Genomic DNA, 19,046 nt, shown 5'->3' on the forward strand with positions numbered 1-19,046 from the left:
ATTAATGAGTACTACCTTAACTAAGTGGAAATAGGCATATCCTATCCATATTATATCAGCACTGACGATTACCTTTATAGAAATAGTATGGGGAAGTAAAAAAAGGTGAGGATGAATTGGGGGATTAAGATGTATGATAGAATTGCCTTTATAGCTCCATATGAAGATTTAAAAAAAATTGCAGAAGAAGTAATGGGGGAAAAGGGTATATATTTAGATACCTATGTAGGTGACTTGCAGCTAGGTGTGGATAGCGCAATTAAAGCCAAGAAGGATGGTAAAAAAATCGTCATAAGCAGAGGGGGAACTGCAAAGGTCATACAGGAACAGGTAGACATCCCTGTAGTAGAAATTAAGGTAACTGGCTATGATCTTCTTCGGGTTCTAAATAAATATAAATACACACAAAAAAAAGTCGCTGTTATTGGATATGACAATGTAATTAGTGGAGCAAGGGTTATAGCTAATATACTAGGATTTACGGTAGAATATTTTCCAGTAGATGTTGAGCATGAGGTTGTTGAAAAGGTACAGTTAGCCTATGACATAGGTATAGATGTTATTATTGGCGATACTGTATCTGTTAGAACAGCCTATAGTATGGGGATGGAATACGAGTTGATCAAATCTGGCAAAGAAGCCTTTATAAATGCTTATGAAGAAGCCCAAAAGCTATATGAAGCTATTGAAAAGGAAAGTGAGAAAAAGCAGAGATATAAAACCATCGTTAATTTTATTGAGGAAGGGATTATAGCAGTAAATAAAAATGAAGAGGTTATTCTATATAATCCAGTTGCTGAAAAAATATTTGAAATACCTAGAGAAAAGGTGATGTATAAGAAAGCCTCCGATGTTATACCCAATACAAGAATACCCAATGTATTGAAATCTGGCAAGTCTGAGCTGGGTTATATTCAGCATACTGGAAAATCTGTAATAGCTACTAATAGAGTTCCAATTATTGTTGAGGGTGAGGTGAGGGGAGTTGTTGTCACCTTTCAAGACATAACAAGGATACAAGAGGTAGAGCAAAGAATACGTAAAGAGCTGCATAAGAAGGGCTTGACTGCCAAACGAACCTTTGATCATATAATAGGTGAGAGTAAAATTATTAAGAAAGCCATTGAATTATCTAAGAAATATGCTGAAACAGACTCTACTATTTTATTGTGTGGTGAAAGTGGAACTGGAAAGGAAGTATTTGCTCAAGCCATTCATAACTATAGCCGAAGAAGGAACAACCCCTTTGTGGCCATAAATTGTGCTGCTATACCAGGGAACCTTTGGAAAGGCGTGGCTTGGTACTGCAAATGAAGAAAGCATGATGCAAGCAATAAAGCTGGCTCTAAAGCTTACTGCTAAATAGATAAAAGGGACAGGTTATTGATTAGCAATAAACCTGTCCCACAATTTTATGAATAATTACTTCTCATAATCTGAGAAAATCTCTATAAATCTATTTGCAACCAATGGATCAAATTGACTTCCTGCACATCTCTTAATTTCTTCAAGGGCTTCTTGGTGGGAAATGGCCTTGTTATAAACTCTAGCATGGGTCATTACATCATAGGCATCAACCACTGAAATGATCCGAGATAAAAGGGGAATCTCATCACCCTTTAAGCCATGGGGATAACCAGTGCCATCCCATCTTTCATGATGGAATAGTATGTATTTAGCTATATGAACCAACTCAGGAGAGGTTTCAGCTATTCTATAGCCGATCTCTGAGTGTCTTTTCATTTTCTCCCAATCATCCGGTGACAGCCTTCCAGGGTTCTGGAGAATTGTATCTGATATGGCGATCTTACCTATATCATGTAGGATGGCTAGCAAGCTTAATTCGTTCAGCTTATCATTATCAAGCTGTAGACCTTCACCTAGCTTAATACTCATTGCCTTCATTCGTTGAGTGTGCTCTTCTGTTTCATGACTATGCTCATGTAAGGATTGTTGGAGGGAGTTGATAATATGACTCCTAGTGCTTTTACTCTCAATTAGCTTGTTTCTATACATCTGTTCCTCTGCTTCTTTAATAATATCAGTCATAGATTGATTTGTGTGGGTTTTCACAGCATAACCTAAAGAAATGCTAATGCTAATGGGTGTATCGGTTGATTTCTGACTAAGAGAGTATATCCTTTGACAAACTTCCTTGGTGGCTTCTTTGTCTGTATTAGGTAGAAGGATTGCAAATTCATCTCCTCCCCATCTACACACAATTTCCTCTCTGCGACAGGCTTGTTGCATAATTTCTGCAGTTTTGGTTAGAATTTTATCACCTACAAGATGACCAAAAACATCATTTGTTAGCTTTAGTCCATTAACATCCCCAATGATAATAGAAAGGGGGTACTTTCTTTGGGTATCCAGTCTTTTCAATTCCTCTTCAAAAAAAGCTCTATTATATAAACCCGTAAGATTGTCATGATAGCTTAGAAAATTTACCCTTGCTTCTGCCACTTTCCTTTCAGTTATGTCTGTGTAGATACCATGTAAACCAATGATTTTACCATCAACAATGGTAGGGCCTCCTCGAATACATACATCAACTAGGGCTCCATCCTTTCTTCTTCTTTTGGTGTCAATTTCCAACTGATTGTTCTCTAAAACCAAGTTATTAATCATTCTACACTCTTCTTTATATTTTTCACTTACAATTAAATCATCAATATTTCTTCCAATGGATTCCTCGGAAGTATAACCAAATAAATCAGTAAATTTCCTATTGATCTCCTGAATTTCGAAATTCAAATCGAGACGAACAACAGCATCCGGGGAATACTTAAAGTGGGATTCTAAAATCTTTTGCTGTTCCTTAATTTTTTCCTCCGCATCCTTCATGGCCCTTACATCTGTATAAACTCCATAGCCTCCAACAATTTTATTATTAATCAGAACTGGGAGGCCTCTGACAAAGACCTTTATGGGATTTCCATTTTTATCATATCTTACAGTATCTTGAAACTGATGATCACCCTCTGCTAATCCAGCAAAAGTAAGATGACCATTTTTATTTTCAGGGAAGTCTATGACATTATTAATATTTTGCCCCTTTATTTCTTCAAAGGAATAATCAAATAGTTTTAAAAACTGAGAATTAGCCCCAACAATTATCTCATTTTTATCAAAATGGACAATGGCATCTGGCGAGTTATTAAACAAGCATTCAAAGAGTCTTTTTTGATATAAGAGAGCCTCTTGGTATTTTTTTTCTTGAGTTACATTTCTATGGGTGCCAACCATCCTAATGGCACGGCCACTTGCTGACCTTAGAATGGCTTTACCCCTTTCCTGAATCCATATATAATTTCCATTTTTATGACGAATTCTATACTCAACTACATAAGAGGGGATTTGGTCATTAACGTACTTGTTGAGCTCAGCCTCTACCCACTGCCTATCCTCAGGATGAACAAAATTAATCCAATCTTCATAGGAATCCCTTATTTCATCTTCCCTAAATCCTCTCATGGCTTTATATTGCTTAGAACGATAAAAGCTATTGGTTTCAATATTCCAATCCCATACACCATCTCCGCTACCTTCTAAGGCAAAAACCCATCGGGCTTCACTCTCCAATAGAGCAGCCTCTTTCTCCTTTAGCTGATTATAATTATCTCTTAACTTCTTTTGGCTAGCAGATAATTGTCTAAGGGTGGCCTCTAATTCAGCATTCAACCTTTGAAGTGCCTCATCCTTTTCCTTAAACCTTGCTTCCTTTTCCTTTAAGGCAGTAATATCACTGATGAAGCCTTCGAGACACAGCTCCTTACCCTCTGTATCCCTTTTAATTTGCATATTCAGGAGGGCAGTTTTTATACTACCATCCCTACAATAGTATTGGATTTCGTAGTTTATTAGCTTCTCTTCAGTTCTAATTTGCTGCACAAGCTTATCTCTATCATGATTTTTAGTATACAGCTGATTTCCTATATTATCAATAGTGTCTATAAGGTCTTGAGGGGAGGGGTATTTTAATATTGAAGAAAAGGCTTTATTAACATATAAAAACTTTCCATCGATGGTGCTTCGGAAAACTCCCATGAGGGCATCATCAAATATTTCTAAAGGGTGGGCATTGTAATTATTTGTCATTATTAGCACCTCCAAGCTAGTTTTTTTTCTTAATTCTACATAAATCTTATAAAAACCTTTTATTAACCTATAAAATCTTGAATATTACTAATCTCCAGCAGTTGAAATTTAATCTTACTTGTAGAAATTTTTAACCTAAGTTTGTATATGTTAAACATTTTTTATGTATAATTATATAATAATATTAAACTAAAATTTGAGCATGGCATAAGCTTTTTATCATGGTATACTATGGTAAATATAAAGGGCTAGAGATCAACTCTAGCCCAAAGTGCCTTGCCTGGAGATTCATTTCTTAACTACGGAAATAATCACTGTATTAATTATGAAATATCTGTAAAAATAATAAAATCATAGCAAATCATGGAACAAACTTAAAAGGATTACGTCTAACATGTAAATAGAATAACTATGTTAAAAAAAGAGGAGGAAGGGTTATGAAATTTAAAATTGCTTTGATCGCTGTTGTAACTTTAATCATCATGGCAATGACAGCCTTCGTCGGAGAGTCTACTTTAACTGGAAGAATTGTAGGAACCACTATGACAAAGCTTCCAAAGGTGAAGAACGAAGCTCATTTACTGAATCTACTAAAGGACTACGAAAAAAGAAATCAAGTGAACTATGGATTATTCACTGACAGTGCAGTTAAGGATACTGCAACAGAGGAAGCCGTGGAGTATGAGGCACCAATGTCGGTAGAACCAACAGCATCGGGTTCAGATGACTTTTCTGAAACTAATATTCAGGTTGCCGGTGTTGACGAAGGGGATATTATTAAAACCGATGGAGAATATATTTATCATCTTAAGGATTATCAATTAAGGGTTTATAAGGCATATCCTGCAGAAGAGTTAAAGCTTATTAAAACCATTGAGCTAGAGGATAGTTTCCGTTTTATTGAAGCATACCTTCATGAGGAACAGCTAATTGTGATCGGAAGCAAAGAGGTAAATATGAAGGAAGAGGATTATGGGGAAGTAAAACAAGATGCAAAAATATCTAAGCCCCTACCCCCCCACCATATCTATAAAGACTTCACCAAGGTGGTAGTGATAGATAGAAAGTCTAAAGACTTCAATATTTTAAAGGAATTTGAAATTGAAGGCAACTATTTTTCATCTCGTAAGGTAAAGGATAACCTTTATATGGTAAGCAATAAGAGTATGTATACCTATAAGCCTATAACTAGGATGACCCTCTTCGGTAGGTATGAATATGAAGAAAAGCTTGTTGTGGAAACACCTTGTTATAAAACAGATGATTCGCAGTTAGAGAGTATTCCTGTTGAGGATATATCCTATTTTCCTAGTTTTTCCTCACCCGAATATATGACGGTTTCTACCATTGATTTAGGGGATTTAACTAGGGAGCCACATCTAGAAACCTATATAGGTGCAAGTAATAGCATCTATGTATCAACAGAGAATTTATATATTGCCAATACTCAATATCAAGAAGCAACCTTTGGCGATAGAGATGGTATAAATGAATCCATTACTGAAATCCATAAAATTAAACTGGAGGATGGAAAAACCTCCTACTCTGGTAGTGGAACAGTTAAGGGGAGAATTCTCAATCAATTTTCCATGGACGAAAAAGGGGGCTACTTTAGAATTGCCACAACCACTGGAGAAATTTGGAGAAGTGATGAATTCACCTCTAAGAATCATCTCTTTGTCCTTGATGATAAATTAAAGGTAGTGGGAAGGGTTGAAGACATTGCCCCCACCGAGAGGATCTACTCCATGAGATTTATGGGAGATAAAGCCTATATGGTGACCTTTAGGGAGACGGACCCCTTCTATGTTATTGATCTTAAAGAGCCAACTGACCCCAAAATATTGGGCTACTTAAAGATTCCAGGCTATTCAAATTATTTACATCCCTATGATGAGAATCATATTATAGGCTTTGGGAAAGAGGTTCACGAAACAAAACAGGGCTTTGTAGAGGCTGGAATGAAAATTGCTGTATTTGATGTAAGTGATGTAGCAAATCCAATAGAAAAGTTTAAAGTAGAAATCGGAGGTAGGGGAACCTATTCAGAACTCCTTCATAATCATAAGGCTTTACTATTTGATAAGGGTAGAAACCTATTGGCCTTCCCAGTGACAGTATACAGTCAAGAAGAATCTGAGGATAACTTCTGGGTTGGAAATTTCGAGTTTCAAGGAGCCTATGTTTATAATCTTGATATGGAAAGTGGTTTTACCCTAAGGGGACAAATTAGTCACCTATCTAAGGAGGATTACATGAAGGCAGGAAGCTACTACCATCATGGTGATAAGACCCTTGAAAGAATCGTAAGAATAGATAATGTTCTTTATACAGTTTCTGGTGGAATGGTTAAAGCCACCAGCCTTGAGGATATGTCTGAAATTAAGGCAATACATGCATATTAAGTTTAAACTAATTTTATAATTGAGGGAACAGGCTCTAAATTAGGGTCTGTTTTTTAATGTAGCTTCATATCATCACATTATTATGCTTCCGCTAGAATAGAGAGTAAGAGGATGATATAATAATTAATAGATCATTAAATGACTTACACCATCAGTAGGTTGTAGAGATCTAATTATCTGGATGGAAATGACTAAAAGGAGAAAAACATGAATAAAATTAAAGAATTATTACCAGGATATTCACTTTCATTGGGGATTGCTTTAATATCGTGGCACTTAGGAAAAACCTTTACAATTATTGGAGGACCAGTTTTTGCGATCCTGATTGGTATGCTAATAGCACTGATAATTAAGCTTCCTAGTTTCTTAAAGGTGGGTATAAAATTTTCCGCGAAGAAGATGCTACAATATGCCATAATTCTTCTAGGTTTTCAGATGAACTTATTTAATGTAATAAAAATGGGTGGACAATCATTAATTATGATGATCTTTACAATTTCTTCGGTATTTGCCATAGCCATAATAGTTTCAAGGGCTTTAAGGGTTGAGAAAAAAATAGCTACCTTAGTTGGAGTAGGGACGGCTATCTGCGGTGGATCTGCCATTGCCGCTACAGCTCCAGTAATTATGGCTGACGAAGAGGATGTGGCTTCTTCGATATCTACAATCTTTCTTTTCAATATTATAGCAGTTTTCATTTTTCCACCCTTAGGTAGAATATTGGGTATGAATGATACAACCTTTGGAATATGGAGTGGATTGGCCATTAATGATACCTCGTCGGTTGTGGCAGCGGCTCAGGTTTGGAGCCCTGAAGCCTTGCGGATAGCAACAATTGTAAAGCTGACTCGAACCTTGATGATTCTACCAATTACTTTGTTTTTAGGTGTTTACACAGCAAAAAACAGTTCCACAAGATCGAATATTAGCCTTGTAAGTATACTGCCCTGGTTTATTTTTGGATTTTTGTCAACATCTGTTATTGCAACCACCAATTTATTATCTGTAGAAGCTACTAAAATCTTAGTTGATTTAGGGAAGCTCTTTATCATTACAGCCATGGCAGCCATAGGGTTGAGCACAAACCTGAAACAACTAATGACCAATGGTATAAAGCCTATCATATTAGGCTTCTGCGGTAGTTTAACAGTTGCAATAGTAGCCTTTGTTTTAATCAGAATATTAAATTTTTCATAGAAGACTAGCCATAGATCTTTTAGCTGATTAATGAAGGTATTTAGCCCCAAAATCACAATGTATTGATGATAGATTATAAAAAACATTTAGTAAATTAGGGAAGGGCTTTATACCCTTCCTATAAGTTTGAAAAAATATTATCTAATTTTGCATTTTTCAATAATCACATGTATAATACAAATAGCTATTTCTATAATAATAATCAATAGGTTAAAATAACATAGGGATAAGTAGATATAGAAATAAATTTTTGCTTTATTGAGGAGGGTAATTCACATGGCGATGATTTTAAAGGGAAAGCCGGTTGTTGAGGCTTTAAAGGAAGATTTAAGAAGAGAAATTAGTAGTATAAGGGAGGAGGGCATTGTTCCAACCTTAGGAATTATAAGGGTGGGGAATAGACCTGATGATGTGGCATATGAAAATAGTGTTATTAAGAATTGCAAATCAGTAGATTTACATACAGAGGTATTCGATGTAGGCGTAGATATCACTATGGAGGACTTTACAGCAGTTGTAAAGGATGTAAATGCTAATGCTAATATTCATGGTATTCTTATGTTCAGGCCTTTGCCCAGCCATTTGGATATCAATGCAATTAAACACCTGATTGATCCGCAAAAGGATATTGACTGCATGAATCCTATGAGTCTTGCAAAGGTTTTTGAAGGATGTAAGGATGGATTTGCCCCATGTACCCCTAAGGCTGTAATAGAGATGTTGAAGTTTAACGATATTCCCTTAAGAGGAGGGAATGTTGTAATTATTAATAGCAGTTTAGTGGTAGGTAGGCCCCTTGGAATGATGATGATAGACAATAAAGCTACAATAACCATTTGTCATTCTGCCACAAAGAATCTACCAGAGGTTGCATCAAGGGCTGATATTGTGATAACAGCTGTTGGTAGAAGACGTATGTTTGATGAAAGCTACTTTAACAAGGATGCTGTTGTTATAGATGTTGGAATCAATGATGATGGTGAAGGTGGAATCTGTGGTGATGTTGATTACCATAAGGTTCAGGAAAAGGTAAAGGCAATTACACCGGTTCCTGGCGGAGTTGGAACCGTTACCACTGCTATTTTAATGAAGCATGTTGTAGAGGCATGCAAGCTTCAGAAGGCGTAGAATCGTAGTGAAAAATTAAAAATGAAAAGTGATAGGAAAAATGGAAAAACACTTGTTCGATTGGTAAAAATTTGATATACTATTTTTACCAAAAGAAGAAGGGAGTAATAAAATGGCAGAGATTAAGTTTGATATTAAAGAAGAGCTTGGAGTATTATCTGAATCCTCAAAGGGATGGAAAAAGGAATTAAACCTAATCAGCTGGAACGACCGAGAGGCTAAATATGATATTAGAGACTGGGACACTGACCATAAAAAAATGGGTAAGGGTGTAACCCTTTCAAAGGACGAGTTAAAGGCCTTAAAGGAATTGCTTAATCGTATAGAATTGTAATAAATCCCTAGGGAAAGATCACCAAAAGGTGATCTTCCTAGACTGATGAAAAACTATCATCTGCTTTGTTGTTGCAAAAAGTCAGCACTCTTACGTATTTCTGTATACGCTGCAATCGCTGACTTTTCTTATGCCTCCCATCTGCCAGCTTTTGATCAGTCTTAATCTTGAATACTTTGTCTTCAATCTGGGAAGATCACCAAAAGGTGATCTTCCTTTTATTCAATCTTTAAGAAACCAACTTTTGAAGTATTTTCTTTTGAATAATTTTAAGTTGCCGCTAAATTACAACAAACTTCGAAGTAGATATTATATAAAATAATATCAAATAATAAGAGTTTAGTGGGAGGTGTCAATATGTTTAAGAGGATTTTTCTGCTATTAGCTATATCCATTCTTTTGATGGATTATAGCACAACTGTAGTGTACGGAAAGGTGGATAAAGATAATAGGTATTTTTTTAGAACAAAAGAAGATTATTCGAACTATGTGGAGTGGGCTAAGGAAGCCGTGGATATCTTAATTAAAGAAAGTATTATTTCAGAGGAGGAGGCCTTAAGCTTTGCCTCACAATCAAAAATTAAGAGGGCAGAATTTACAAAGCTCATTGTTGAGCTTTTGGACCTTCCTTCAATAGAAACAGATATGAGGTTTACTGATGTATCAGAGGATGATAAAGATTATATTTCAATAATGAAGGCTGTTGCAGCAGGCATCGTAAAGGGCAGGGGAGACAAGTTTTATCCTGATGATGAAATAACTAGGGAAGAAATGGCAGTTATTTTGGTAAGGGCTTTGAAGTTCAAAAAGGTTAAATACCCTCTAGAATCAGTAATTTCCTTTAAAGATTATGAGGAGATCTCCCATTGGGCACGGGAATCCGTTGAAATATCTCTTAAGTACGGATTACTCCAAGGCGTGGGAAATAATGAGTTTCAACCAAAGGAATATACATCGAGGGCCCAGGCGGCAATGGTTGCCAGCAGATTTTTATCCCTCATAAGAGATGCTAAGGAGGTAGTTGAAGTGGAGGATCCTAGTATCAGTGTAGATATTAAAACTACTGAAGATGAGGTTATAGTAACCTTATGTTGGGGCGAAAAGCCAAACACGGGCTATAAGATTCATATCTATGATGCAACCATTGATGAAGGAGTAATTACCATAGTGTATGAAACCTTCTACCCCGATCCCCACATGTTTTACAATCAAGTAATTACATATCCCAAAAGTACAAAAACAATTATGGTTGATAACCCAATGTCTAATTATGGCTATAATCTGGTTAAAAAATAGCAATATTCAGAAACGTAGGAAGGATGATTTAGCTATATATTAATTAATGATATAATGATACTAAAGCTTAGGAGGTGATTTGATGGCAATTGTAGAACTAACTATCGTGCCCTTAGGAACAGGAAGCACCAGTATCAGTAACTACGTGGCTGATTGTCATAAAATTCTTATGATGGAGAAGGAATTAAAATATCAGCTTACTCCAATGGGAACTATTATCGAAGGGGATTTAAACAGGATTTTAGAAACAATTAAAAAAATGCATGAGATTCCCTTTAAAAAGGGAGCAATGAGGGTTTCAACATCTATTAAAATTGATGATAGAAGAGATCAGGAAGGTTCAATGCAACAAAAACTTCAATCGGTTGAAGCAAAATTATAAGATAAAGGGCTGATTTCTCAGCCCTATTTCTATTCCTCAAAGTAAGCCTTAATAAACTCTGGAACATGCTTTTGATCGAAGCTTCCATAGGTGATTCGGTTGTCATTTTCATCATAGAAGGCTACTACATATATTGGGAAATTATCATAACCCCAATGATTGGAATAATTCTGAAGGGCGGAGTCAATTTCGGCCTTATCGGAGGTTTCAAACTGCTTATTTTCCCTTAGGGAGGTGGCGATTTTTTTTGCTTCTTCATAGGAATTGGCTATGTCCACAGCTATAAAGGCTACATCCTTTGGTAATAACCGGGCCTCTTCTAAATAACCCTTTTCAAATAACCATGCATCAATGCTATCAAAGGATTTCCGCCATGTTACATTAATACCATCATAGTATTCCTGGGTGGCTTTATCATAGATTTTGCTTTCTGCCCTGATGCTATCATCCTCTGTTCCCTTTTGCTTAAGGAGTAAATCCACACTTCCCCAGATCCTAGAGTCGTTTAACTCCTCATAGGTGGCGTTGATGATTTCATCCTTAAGAAGCTGTAGCAACTCATCTATTTCATTTAAATCATATATAACTAAATCCTTAGCTATCTCATAGGATCTAAAGGTGATTTTTTCAACATCTTTTGCTTCGACATTTAATACATCATAGGCCATCTTCTTATATTCAATAGAACTGTTAACGGCTTCTATCTTATCCTGATAGGGAGACAAATCTATACCTTCATAGCTTCTTGTAATCTCATCGCCGTTTTCCAATTGATAAACAAAGTATAAATCTCCTCTATTCCTTCCATAGGTTCTCTGATTATACTTAACATCTCTTTTATTCATTATAATCTCCTCATGGACTTCCCTTATTAATTCAATGTTCTCATCTTCATAGAAATTCGGATCTTCTCTGTGTTGATAGGAGTAGAAATTAGATGCAAAATAAACACCTTTGATTTCTTCTATTGGGGGTAGTTTTTTCTCATAACCTGTAAGATCTACATTAATACCTAATAAGCCGATAGCAACCACTGCTCCATAAATTCCATAGGATATGAAAGTTTTTTTGCTAAATATCCTAAAGGATTTTTGGAGGATACCTTCTGCTATAAAATATCCTAAGAAGGAGGCTATCAGATATCCAAACACAACCCAAGGAATACTTTTCTCAAACCTAGCAAAATACAAGCCAGCTGTCAGCATACAAGAGAAGGCAACACCATATTTAAAGAAATAGCCAAGATTTTTATAGACAATAGGTTGCATGTTGTTTTCAAGTCTTCTTCTTTGGTATAAGTAACTCCCCAGGATATATAAGATTGCTGAAAATATGATATATCCAATAAGGCTTTTGCCAGAAATGGAATTTAAGTTCAGGATTCTATAAAGGGGTGATATTGCCATAAAGAAACCATCTTTATTCCCTAGATGAAACCTAAAGCTATATCCATACAGAAACATCTGAAGATTATATGCTGCTAAAGATAGTAGCCCCATTGGCAGGAATAGTACAATGTAGGTTATTACTCCCTGAACCAAGGTGATTCCAGTTACTGTACCAACGAAAACAGCACTCATAAACATAACAGTGTTCATAACCATTGTAATAGCTGCCCATAGTAGAATATCCCTTAGGCTTAAATAGGAATGAAGGTTACTCACAATTTGAACTATCCATGTAAATAAACCGGTAACAATAACGGGTACTGTTAAAAAGCTTATACCTACTAGAATGTGACTTGTAAAGAGAGTTCGCCTTCTTATGGGAAGACTGTGGAACATATCCGAGGGATTTTTTCTTTGTAGATAGCTAAACAGTATTAAAGCAAGTAGTACTGGTACAGTCATTATAAGTACCTGCTGTGTTCCATCGCCACCAAAGTTCAAAATCCCAAATATATGGCTGTGGGGATAAGAATCCTTAAGGTGGGGAATCCTTGAAATTAGCTGTAATGGTACTACAAAGAATAAGATTACTGTATATAGAATTGGAAACCAATAAAGGGTCTTTAGGTCATTTCTTATAATTCCTTTATTTAATAATGATGTTTTCAATGGCATAGCCTACATCCCCCATTTCGTATATGAATATTTCTTCTAAGGTCAATGGCAAAATGTCTAATAGCACCGGATCAAATTCAGCAAAGTACTTGGTTACAGCATTCTTATCTCCCCTTGCGATAAATAGGTAGACGCTACCACGTTTTTCCTTATACAATAAATTCATGCTATTAAAGACCTCTTCTGATAATGGGCTTCTAAAGGCCACTTGAATTTTATGAATATCCCTTTTTAAATCATCCATATCCTTTTCTAGAACGATAGCCCCTTCATGTAATATTCCTATATGATCACAAAAATCCTCAAGCTCCCGTAGGTTATGGGAGGATACGATGATTGTAAGTTGATGATCTGCTACATCTTGAATTAACAAGTTTTTTACCTTTTGTCTCATGACAGAATCCAAGCCATCGAGGGGTTCGTCAAGAATTAATACCTTAGGCATGGTAGAAAGGGCTAGCCAAATTGCAACCTGTCGCTGCATACCTTTAGATAACTTCATGATTTTTTTGTTGGGATCTAAATTGAATACCCGTTGAAGGGTAATATATCTTTCCTGGTTCCATGTTGTGTAGATACTTTTATAAAATTCTGCCATGTCCTTTAATGTATAGCCAGCAAAAAAATATAGGGAGTCTGGTATGAATAAAACCCTTTCCTTAAGGGCTGGATTTTCAAAAACTCTTTCTCCAAAGATGGATACTTCCCCTGAATCCTCTTTATAGATTCCTGCCAGTGTTTTAAGTAAGGTGGTTTTACCAGCTCCATTTGATCCCAATAAACCATAAATGGATCCTTCTTCAACTACAACATTCACACCCTTTAAGGCTTCTATATCATCAAAATCCTTTGTCAGGTTTTTTGCTTCAATCATGACCTTTGTCACCTCCAACAATCTCTTCAGCATTTGATATCAGCTGTAAAATTTCCTCTCTAGACATCCCTAGATACATAGCCTCAGATAGGATTTTCATTAATTCCTTCTTAAGGGTTTCCTTCTTCTCTTGATGTTTACTCTGTATTATTGAAGCCACAAAATTCCCCTTTCCCTGTATAGTATAAATAAAACCTTCTCTTTCTAATTCTCTATAGGCCTTTTGAATGGTATTCGGATTAATTGTCAGCTGCTGAGCCAAGGCTCTAACGGAGGGTAGCTGCTCATCAGGCTTTAGTACTTCGCTGATGATCAATTGCTTCATTTTTTCAATTAATTGCTCATAAATAGGTAGACGACTTCTTAAGTCTAGTTCAAACATTCACTTCCTCCTTTCTGTGCTTCGTGTATTAACTGTATTATTATATGTAATACAGTTATAGTATATATCTTTAATTTATTTTTGTAAAGAAAAAAATTAGTAACAAATGAAGTTTGGGGGTATAAAAGAAAAGGGAATAGGTTATAAGGAATAGGGAATAGGTGTAAATGAAAGAGATTATAGATGAGAGATTATAGATGACAGATTAAAGATTATAGATGAGAGATTATAGATAGAAACATTGAAATTTGTTAACAAATTTCTACATCAATTCAACATTCAACATCTAACATTTAACATTTAATTTATGAAGGGAGATATATCATGAAGGATAAACCTAAAAAACTCTGCAAGTTGGTCAAAAAGGACTTCCTTAAGGATGATTTAAAGGAATATGTAAAGCTGGTAAATAAGCCCCAATATATTTGTGATAAGTGTGGTAGGGTGGCCAATGATAAAAAGAACTTATGTAGCACTGAAGAAATTTAGCCCAGCAGGCATGCTGGGCTTTGGTCATTAAATTTTATTATACGATATCCTTTTGATTGGCATATACTGCAGCCTTTGTTCGATCGTCAACCTCAAGCTTGGCTAGGATATTACTGACGTGGGTCTTAACAGTTTTTATTCCAATAAACAATTCCTGACTGATTTCTGTATTGGTTTTACCAAGGCCCACTAATTTTAAAACCTCAAGCTCCCTTTGGGTTAAAAGTTCATGTTTGGGAGGCTTTTTATGTATTCTATTAAGTAGCATATTGGTGACCTCGCTCTCCATAACGGGTTTATTGTCAGAGGCCTTCCTGATGGCATCAAGGACTTCATTGGCTGAGGAGGTTTTAAGTAAATAGCTAAAGGCTCCTGCTTCTAATGCAGCAAATACCTTATCATCATCTATGAAACTGGTTAAAACGATGATTTTAACAGTCTTACCTAATTTATTAAACTCATCAAGGATTTCCTTAGTTGCAGTTATCCCGTCCATTTCTTCCATAACCAAGTCCATTAGAATAACCTGAGGCAATAGGTTTATTGCAGCTTCAATTGCTTTTTTACCGTTATTTGCTTCTCCCACCAATTCAATGTCATCCACCGTTGACAAATAGGCCCCTAAGCCCATTCTCACCATTTCGTGATCATCTACGATTAAAACTTTTATTTTATCAGCCATCCTTTAATCCCACTCCCTTCATTAATTCAATAAATAAATTATAATGTTGAATGTTGAATGTTGAATTGTTGAAGAAATTTTTCTGTAGAAAATTTCTTTAGAAAACTTGAATGCTTTTAGGTTTTTTTAAAATTTTCAACTTTCAACTTTCAATTTTCAATTTTATATGTCCCCTCTATATCAATAGGCACTCTAATCTCAATTCTCGTTCCCTTTCCAGGGTATGATAGAATTTCTATTCTTCCTCCAATCTCCGTTACCCGTTCCTGCATGGTAGATACACCATAGGAGGTTTTTTTATCCTGTGAAAGACTAAAACCCACACCATTGTCTTCGATAAATAATAATAGCAGATTGTTTCTGATAAATAGTTTAACCTTGATAAGGCTAGCCTTTGAATGTCTAAGGGCATTAGAGAGGGCTTCTTGAAGAACTCTAAAGAGGTGATCTTCAACACCTTGTGATAGCTTGGCAACCTCATCAATATTCCATTTAATATCAATATTTTTGTTCTTTTCTTTAAGCTCCCTTAACAAAGCGGTTACCCCTTCGTTAAGGGGTGTACCATTTAGTCTTACGGGTCTAAGGTGCATCAGTAGTGCCCTTAGCTCCTGTTGGGCTAGGTTAACCATTTTTTCTACATTATCAAAATGTTTTCTTGCTTCCTGTGGATTCTTTTCGATAATGTTTTTGATGGCTCCCATGGTTATTGAGATGGCAAATAACTGCTGACTTATGGAGTCATGAAGTTCTCTTGCAATTTTCTTTCTTTCCCCTAAAGACGCAGCAGCCTCTGCATTTAATAGGATTTTCTTGTTTTCATTAACCAGCCTTTGGAGGGATTCTACCTGCCTTTGAATTTGATCAGCTGTGAGGTTATATTGATGATTTAATCGATTAAAGTCATAATAATCATCAAGACCTAAACGAAGGTCAATCCTACCTCTGCTAAGGGATTCTAAGGCCTCCTCCAGATTAGACAAGGAGTTTTTTATTTTATAGGAAAAGGGGATTCCAATAATCATTACTGGTATAAAGGAGGCAGCTATCATGGAAGTAATGAGTATATGAAAATTGTTAAGGACATAGCTATTTAGTAGAGACATTTGGCCCCAATTCACGATAGATAATGATGTGTAAATAAAAAGGGTTGTTAAAGTAATTCCCAATATTGAGGATAAATAGATTTTTGTTAGAATCTCCCATCTTAATCCCTTTTTACTTCTGTTAGATGTGAAGAGTTTTAGATTCATATTAACACACCTTCTCTAGCTCAATTTCTCCGATCTTCAAGGATAAATATAAAATAAGCTTCTTATCAGCCTCGTCATAAAATTCACTTCTATAGGTAACAGTTCTAGGGTTAACTGCATGGTCATTTCCAAAAATGCTAATGTTGCCCAAACTCAAATTAGCCACCACGTTTATGGCCATATCACTGGGTATTTCAACTGTTATACTTCCAATATGACCTGTTATCTGCATATTGGTTTCTCCTTCCTTTAGAAAGGCCTTTGATAAATCTATTGTAGTCTCCCCAATACCAACATGATAGTTGGTATCTTCTAGTACCCAAGGTTCATTTCCTATATCAAGGGAGCCTATGGATATATGACGCTTCCCTTCACTAAAACCATTGGGATTATGTTTATAATTATCCTTAGCCTTATGCTTTCCATCGTATTTAATATCATTAATATATACAAAGGAATGAGAGGTAAAGAAGGATAGGCCTATATAGATTAAAACAAAGGGCCAAAATACCTGCCAAAAGCTAATGGTCCTTCCAAACATATCTAGTCGATTGCCTGTTAATATTAGGCCTCCTGCAATTAAAAACAATGGAAATACTAAGTCAGTTAATCTAAAACCATATTTTCTAGAGGTTATTTTATTTATTATTGAGGATAAGCCCCATATAACAAATATTAATGGCCAGTAGGTATATACTATCTCCCCCATATCATAGGCCATGATACCAGCATTGGATAACAAAAACAATACTCCTAAAGCAACTAACAAGATTCCCCAAAAGTTTTTTTTCATGATATCTCCTCCTAAATAAATATATAATAATTCCTTTAATTTCTTTTATTAATTAAATTATATATGAAGAATATGGTGAAAGAAACATGCTATAGATGGTTTTTATATCCGTCTAGAGACGGAGAAGGCTATGTAGATAGGGCAATGATAAAGGTGATAGTAATAAAGAGAATAGCTACAGCATAGCATTATTATATAATTTATCCTTTGTTAAATCAAAATGATCTATAACATAAATACTAATGATGTAAAAAATAGAATAAAGTCATTGTTGAAGGGAGGAGTTTGAATGAAACTGACAACCAAGATATTAATAGGACTAGTTGCGGGTATCGTTGTAGGTTTATTGCTGGGAGGAGCTCCAGAAATTGCATCTAAGTTTATTGCTCCCTTTGGGACACTCTTTTTAAATCTAATCAAGATGATCATTGTTCCTTTGGTATTCTCTTCATTGGTTATAGGGGCAGCCTCTATGGGGGATATCAAGAAAGTCGGTAGGGTAGGGGGTAAAACAGTTGCCTTCTATTTAGTAACTACAGCAGTTGCTGTAACGATAGGTATCATATTAGCTAATATCATTTCTCCAGGCGATGGACTGACCCTATTGGAAGATGCTACCATAGAAGCCAAGGAAGCGCCACCCTTGGTGGATACATTACTGGGAATTGTACCCAATAATCCATTGAAAAGCTTAGTGGATGGTAACATGCTACAAATTATCGTTTTTGCCCTTTTCATAGGTATAGGAATCACAGCCTTGGGGGAAAAGGGAAAGCCTCTATTTAATGTTATTGATGGCCTTGCAGAGGTTATGTATAAGCTAACAGCTTTTGTTATGAGCCTCGCACCCTATGGTGTATTTGCATTAATTGTGCCAGTAGTGGCAGTAAATGGACCATCGGTATTATTACCATTGGCTAAGGTAATAATCGCTGTGTATTTAGGCGTAATACTACATAGCTTAATCGTTTATTCAAGTATTGTAAAGATTTTCGCCAAAATGAATCCCCTAAAATTCTTTAAAGGCATCTCTCCTGCTGCTACAGTTGCCTTTAGTACAGCCAGTAGTGCAGGAACACTACCAGTAACAATAAAGTCAACAAAGGAAAACCTAGGAGTATCCAATTCCATAGCCAGCTTTGTCCTTCCATTGGGGGCAACCATTAATATGGATGGAACTGCTTTATATCAAGGGGTATGTGCTCTATTTGTGGCTCAAATTTATGGTCTTGACTTATCCCTAGGACAGCAACTAACCATCGTACTAACGGCAACCCTGGCATCAATAGGAACAGCTGGAGTGCCCGGCGCAGGGTTCATCATGCTAACTATGGTATTAACCTCTGTTGGGCTACCTCTTGAAGGCTCAGCCCTTATAGCAGGGATTGATAGAATCTTAGATATGGCTAGAACATCGGTAAATGTGGTGGGGGATGCAGCGGTAGCAGTTGCGGTGGCTGCCACAGAAAATGAACTTATGGATGTGGAGGAAGGTAAGGTAGCTGAAAATCAGTAGAGAGAGCCCGGGAAACCGGGCTTTTCATGCTATTGAACGGAATATTAATTAACACAGATTATTTAAATATTGAGTATTATTTTTATCAAAACTGTTTTCTAACGGGTTTGCAGGCTTTTCCTAGAGTGAAATTTTCCGCAGGAAATTTATTCAT

The 19,046-nt window shown here is 36.0% G+C and carries 17 protein-coding genes; 10 read left to right on the top strand and 7 right to left on the bottom strand.

Annotated elements, in window-relative coordinates; genetic code table 11:
• Window positions 1-129 precede the first annotated feature (129 nt).
• Complete coding sequence (locus F8153_RS08080) at window positions 130-1,314, top strand: sigma-54-dependent Fis family transcriptional regulator (RefSeq protein WP_192929723.1); 1,185 nt, start codon at window positions 130-132, stop codon at window positions 1,312-1,314.
• A gap of 108 nt (window positions 1,315-1,422) precedes the next feature.
• On the opposite strand, the gene F8153_RS08085 is transcribed toward F8153_RS08080, so the two are convergent.
• Window positions 1,423-4,098 (bottom strand): PAS domain S-box protein, encoded by a 2,676-nt coding sequence (locus tag F8153_RS08085; protein WP_151865849.1) that lies wholly within the window; start codon window positions 4,096-4,098, stop codon window positions 1,423-1,425.
• Window positions 4,099-4,535: 437 nt separating this feature from the next.
• Between F8153_RS08085 and F8153_RS08090 the strand changes: the two genes are divergently transcribed.
• From F8153_RS08090 to F8153_RS08115, 6 genes are all read left to right on the top strand, one after another.
• Complete coding sequence (locus F8153_RS08090; RefSeq protein ID WP_151865850.1) at window positions 4,536-6,503, top strand: beta-propeller domain-containing protein; 1,968 nt, start codon at window positions 4,536-4,538, stop codon at window positions 6,501-6,503.
• Window positions 6,504-6,710: 207 nt separating this feature from the next.
• Window positions 6,711-7,700 (top strand): YeiH family protein, encoded by a 990-nt coding sequence (locus tag F8153_RS08095; protein WP_151865851.1) that lies wholly within the window; start codon window positions 6,711-6,713, stop codon window positions 7,698-7,700.
• A 276-nt stretch (window positions 7,701-7,976) separates the two neighbouring features.
• Window positions 7,977-8,828 carry a bifunctional 5,10-methylenetetrahydrofolate dehydrogenase/5,10-methenyltetrahydrofolate cyclohydrolase gene (locus F8153_RS08100; RefSeq protein ID WP_151865852.1) on the top strand — a complete coding sequence of 284 codons (852 nt, stop codon included), beginning with the start codon at window positions 7,977-7,979 and terminating at the stop codon, window positions 8,826-8,828.
• A 112-nt stretch (window positions 8,829-8,940) separates the two neighbouring features.
• A complete protein-coding gene (locus F8153_RS08105; protein ID WP_151865853.1) occupies window positions 8,941-9,162 on the top strand; it encodes a YdbC family protein in 222 nt (73 codons plus the stop codon).
• A 357-nt stretch (window positions 9,163-9,519) separates the two neighbouring features.
• Window positions 9,520-10,458 carry an S-layer homology domain-containing protein gene (locus tag F8153_RS08110; protein WP_151865854.1) on the top strand — a complete coding sequence of 313 codons (939 nt, stop codon included), beginning with the start codon at window positions 9,520-9,522 and terminating at the stop codon, window positions 10,456-10,458.
• 82 nt (window positions 10,459-10,540) lie between these two features.
• Entirely contained in the window at window positions 10,541-10,840 is a 300-nt protein-coding gene (locus tag F8153_RS08115; RefSeq protein WP_151865855.1) for an MTH1187 family thiamine-binding protein, read from the top strand.
• 29 nt (window positions 10,841-10,869) lie between these two features.
• Here F8153_RS08115 and F8153_RS08120 read toward each other — a convergent pair whose 3' ends face one another.
• The 3 genes from F8153_RS08120 to F8153_RS08130 are packed head-to-tail and all read right to left on the bottom strand — an operon-like array spanning window position 10,870 to window position 14,159.
• Entirely contained in the window at window positions 10,870-12,903 is a 2,034-nt protein-coding gene (locus F8153_RS08120) for a DUF6449 domain-containing protein (RefSeq protein WP_151865856.1), read from the bottom strand.
• On the bottom strand, window positions 12,875-13,810 hold the full coding sequence (locus tag F8153_RS08125; protein WP_330577765.1) for an ABC transporter ATP-binding protein: 936 nt from the start codon (window positions 13,808-13,810) through the stop codon (window positions 12,875-12,877). Before F8153_RS08125 ends, F8153_RS08120 begins: the two co-directional genes overlap by 29 nt.
• Window positions 13,770-14,159, bottom strand: coding sequence for a GntR family transcriptional regulator (locus tag F8153_RS08130; protein WP_151865858.1), 390 nt, complete (start codon window positions 14,157-14,159; stop codon window positions 13,770-13,772). The genes F8153_RS08125 and F8153_RS08130 overlap by 41 nt, the downstream gene beginning before the upstream one ends.
• A 324-nt stretch (window positions 14,160-14,483) precedes the next feature.
• Between F8153_RS08130 and F8153_RS16065 the strand changes: the two genes are divergently transcribed.
• Window positions 14,484-14,648, top strand: a complete 165-nt coding sequence (locus tag F8153_RS16065; RefSeq protein ID WP_192929724.1) for a hypothetical protein — start codon at window positions 14,484-14,486, stop codon at window positions 14,646-14,648.
• A gap of 37 nt (window positions 14,649-14,685) precedes the next feature.
• Here F8153_RS16065 and F8153_RS08135 read toward each other — a convergent pair whose 3' ends face one another.
• The 3 genes from F8153_RS08135 to liaF form a co-directional block, all read right to left on the bottom strand.
• Window positions 14,686-15,330 (bottom strand): response regulator, encoded by a 645-nt coding sequence (locus tag F8153_RS08135; protein WP_151865859.1) that lies wholly within the window; start codon window positions 15,328-15,330, stop codon window positions 14,686-14,688.
• A 149-nt stretch (window positions 15,331-15,479) separates the two neighbouring features.
• The gene (locus F8153_RS08140; RefSeq protein ID WP_151865860.1) at window positions 15,480-16,583 is read right to left on the bottom strand and encodes a sensor histidine kinase; all 1,104 of its coding nucleotides are present in this window, start codon (window positions 16,581-16,583) and stop codon (window positions 15,480-15,482) included.
• A gap of 1 nt (window position 16,584) precedes the next feature.
• Window positions 16,585-17,376: a cell wall-active antibiotics response protein LiaF gene (gene liaF, locus F8153_RS08145; RefSeq protein ID WP_151865861.1), complete on the bottom strand. Its 792-nt coding sequence runs from the start codon at window positions 17,374-17,376 to the stop codon at window positions 16,585-16,587.
• 63 nt (window positions 17,377-17,439) lie between these two features.
• Here liaF and F8153_RS16550 point away from each other — a divergent pair, with 63 nt between their 5' ends.
• The gene (locus F8153_RS16550) at window positions 17,440-17,562 is read left to right on the top strand and encodes a hypothetical protein (RefSeq protein ID WP_279237124.1); all 123 of its coding nucleotides are present in this window, start codon (window positions 17,440-17,442) and stop codon (window positions 17,560-17,562) included.
• 103 nt (window positions 17,563-17,665) lie between these two features.
• Window positions 17,666-18,892 (top strand): dicarboxylate/amino acid:cation symporter, encoded by a 1,227-nt coding sequence (locus F8153_RS08150; protein WP_151865862.1) that lies wholly within the window; start codon window positions 17,666-17,668, stop codon window positions 18,890-18,892.
• Window positions 18,893-19,046 lie beyond the last annotated feature (154 nt).

It is taken from the genome of Alkaliphilus serpentinus (genome assembly GCF_009017255.1).
Taxonomy (GTDB): domain Bacteria; phylum Bacillota; class Clostridia; order Peptostreptococcales; family Natronincolaceae; genus Alkaliphilus_D; species Alkaliphilus_D serpentinus.

Coding starts and splice junctions, on each gene's coding strand:
- F8153_RS08080 (WP_192929723.1), top strand. CDS start 130: ATGTATGATAGAATTGCCTTTATAGCTCCATATGAAGATTTAAAAAAA.
- F8153_RS08085 (WP_151865849.1), bottom strand. CDS start 4,098: ATGACAAATAATTACAATGCCCACCCTTTAGAAATATTTGATGATGCC.
- F8153_RS08090 (WP_151865850.1), top strand. CDS start 4,536: ATGAAATTTAAAATTGCTTTGATCGCTGTTGTAACTTTAATCATCATG.
- F8153_RS08095 (WP_151865851.1), top strand. CDS start 6,711: ATGAATAAAATTAAAGAATTATTACCAGGATATTCACTTTCATTGGGG.
- F8153_RS08100 (WP_151865852.1), top strand. CDS start 7,977: ATGGCGATGATTTTAAAGGGAAAGCCGGTTGTTGAGGCTTTAAAGGAA.
- F8153_RS08105 (WP_151865853.1), top strand. CDS start 8,941: ATGGCAGAGATTAAGTTTGATATTAAAGAAGAGCTTGGAGTATTATCT.
- F8153_RS08110 (WP_151865854.1), top strand. CDS start 9,520: ATGTTTAAGAGGATTTTTCTGCTATTAGCTATATCCATTCTTTTGATG.
- F8153_RS08115 (WP_151865855.1), top strand. CDS start 10,541: ATGGCAATTGTAGAACTAACTATCGTGCCCTTAGGAACAGGAAGCACC.
- F8153_RS08120 (WP_151865856.1), bottom strand. CDS start 12,903: ATGCCATTGAAAACATCATTATTAAATAAAGGAATTATAAGAAATGAC.
- F8153_RS08125 (WP_330577765.1), bottom strand. CDS start 13,810: ATGCTGAAGAGATTGTTGGAGGTGACAAAGGTCATGATTGAAGCAAAA.
- F8153_RS08130 (WP_151865858.1), bottom strand. CDS start 14,159: ATGTTTGAACTAGACTTAAGAAGTCGTCTACCTATTTATGAGCAATTA.
- F8153_RS16065 (WP_192929724.1), top strand. CDS start 14,484: ATGAAGGATAAACCTAAAAAACTCTGCAAGTTGGTCAAAAAGGACTTC.
- F8153_RS08135 (WP_151865859.1), bottom strand. CDS start 15,330: ATGGCTGATAAAATAAAAGTTTTAATCGTAGATGATCACGAAATGGTG.
- F8153_RS08140 (WP_151865860.1), bottom strand. CDS start 16,583: ATGAATCTAAAACTCTTCACATCTAACAGAAGTAAAAAGGGATTAAGA.
- liaF (WP_151865861.1), bottom strand. CDS start 17,376: ATGAAAAAAAACTTTTGGGGAATCTTGTTAGTTGCTTTAGGAGTATTG.
- F8153_RS16550 (WP_279237124.1), top strand. CDS start 17,440: ATGAAGAATATGGTGAAAGAAACATGCTATAGATGGTTTTTATATCCG.
- F8153_RS08150 (WP_151865862.1), top strand. CDS start 17,666: ATGAAACTGACAACCAAGATATTAATAGGACTAGTTGCGGGTATCGTT.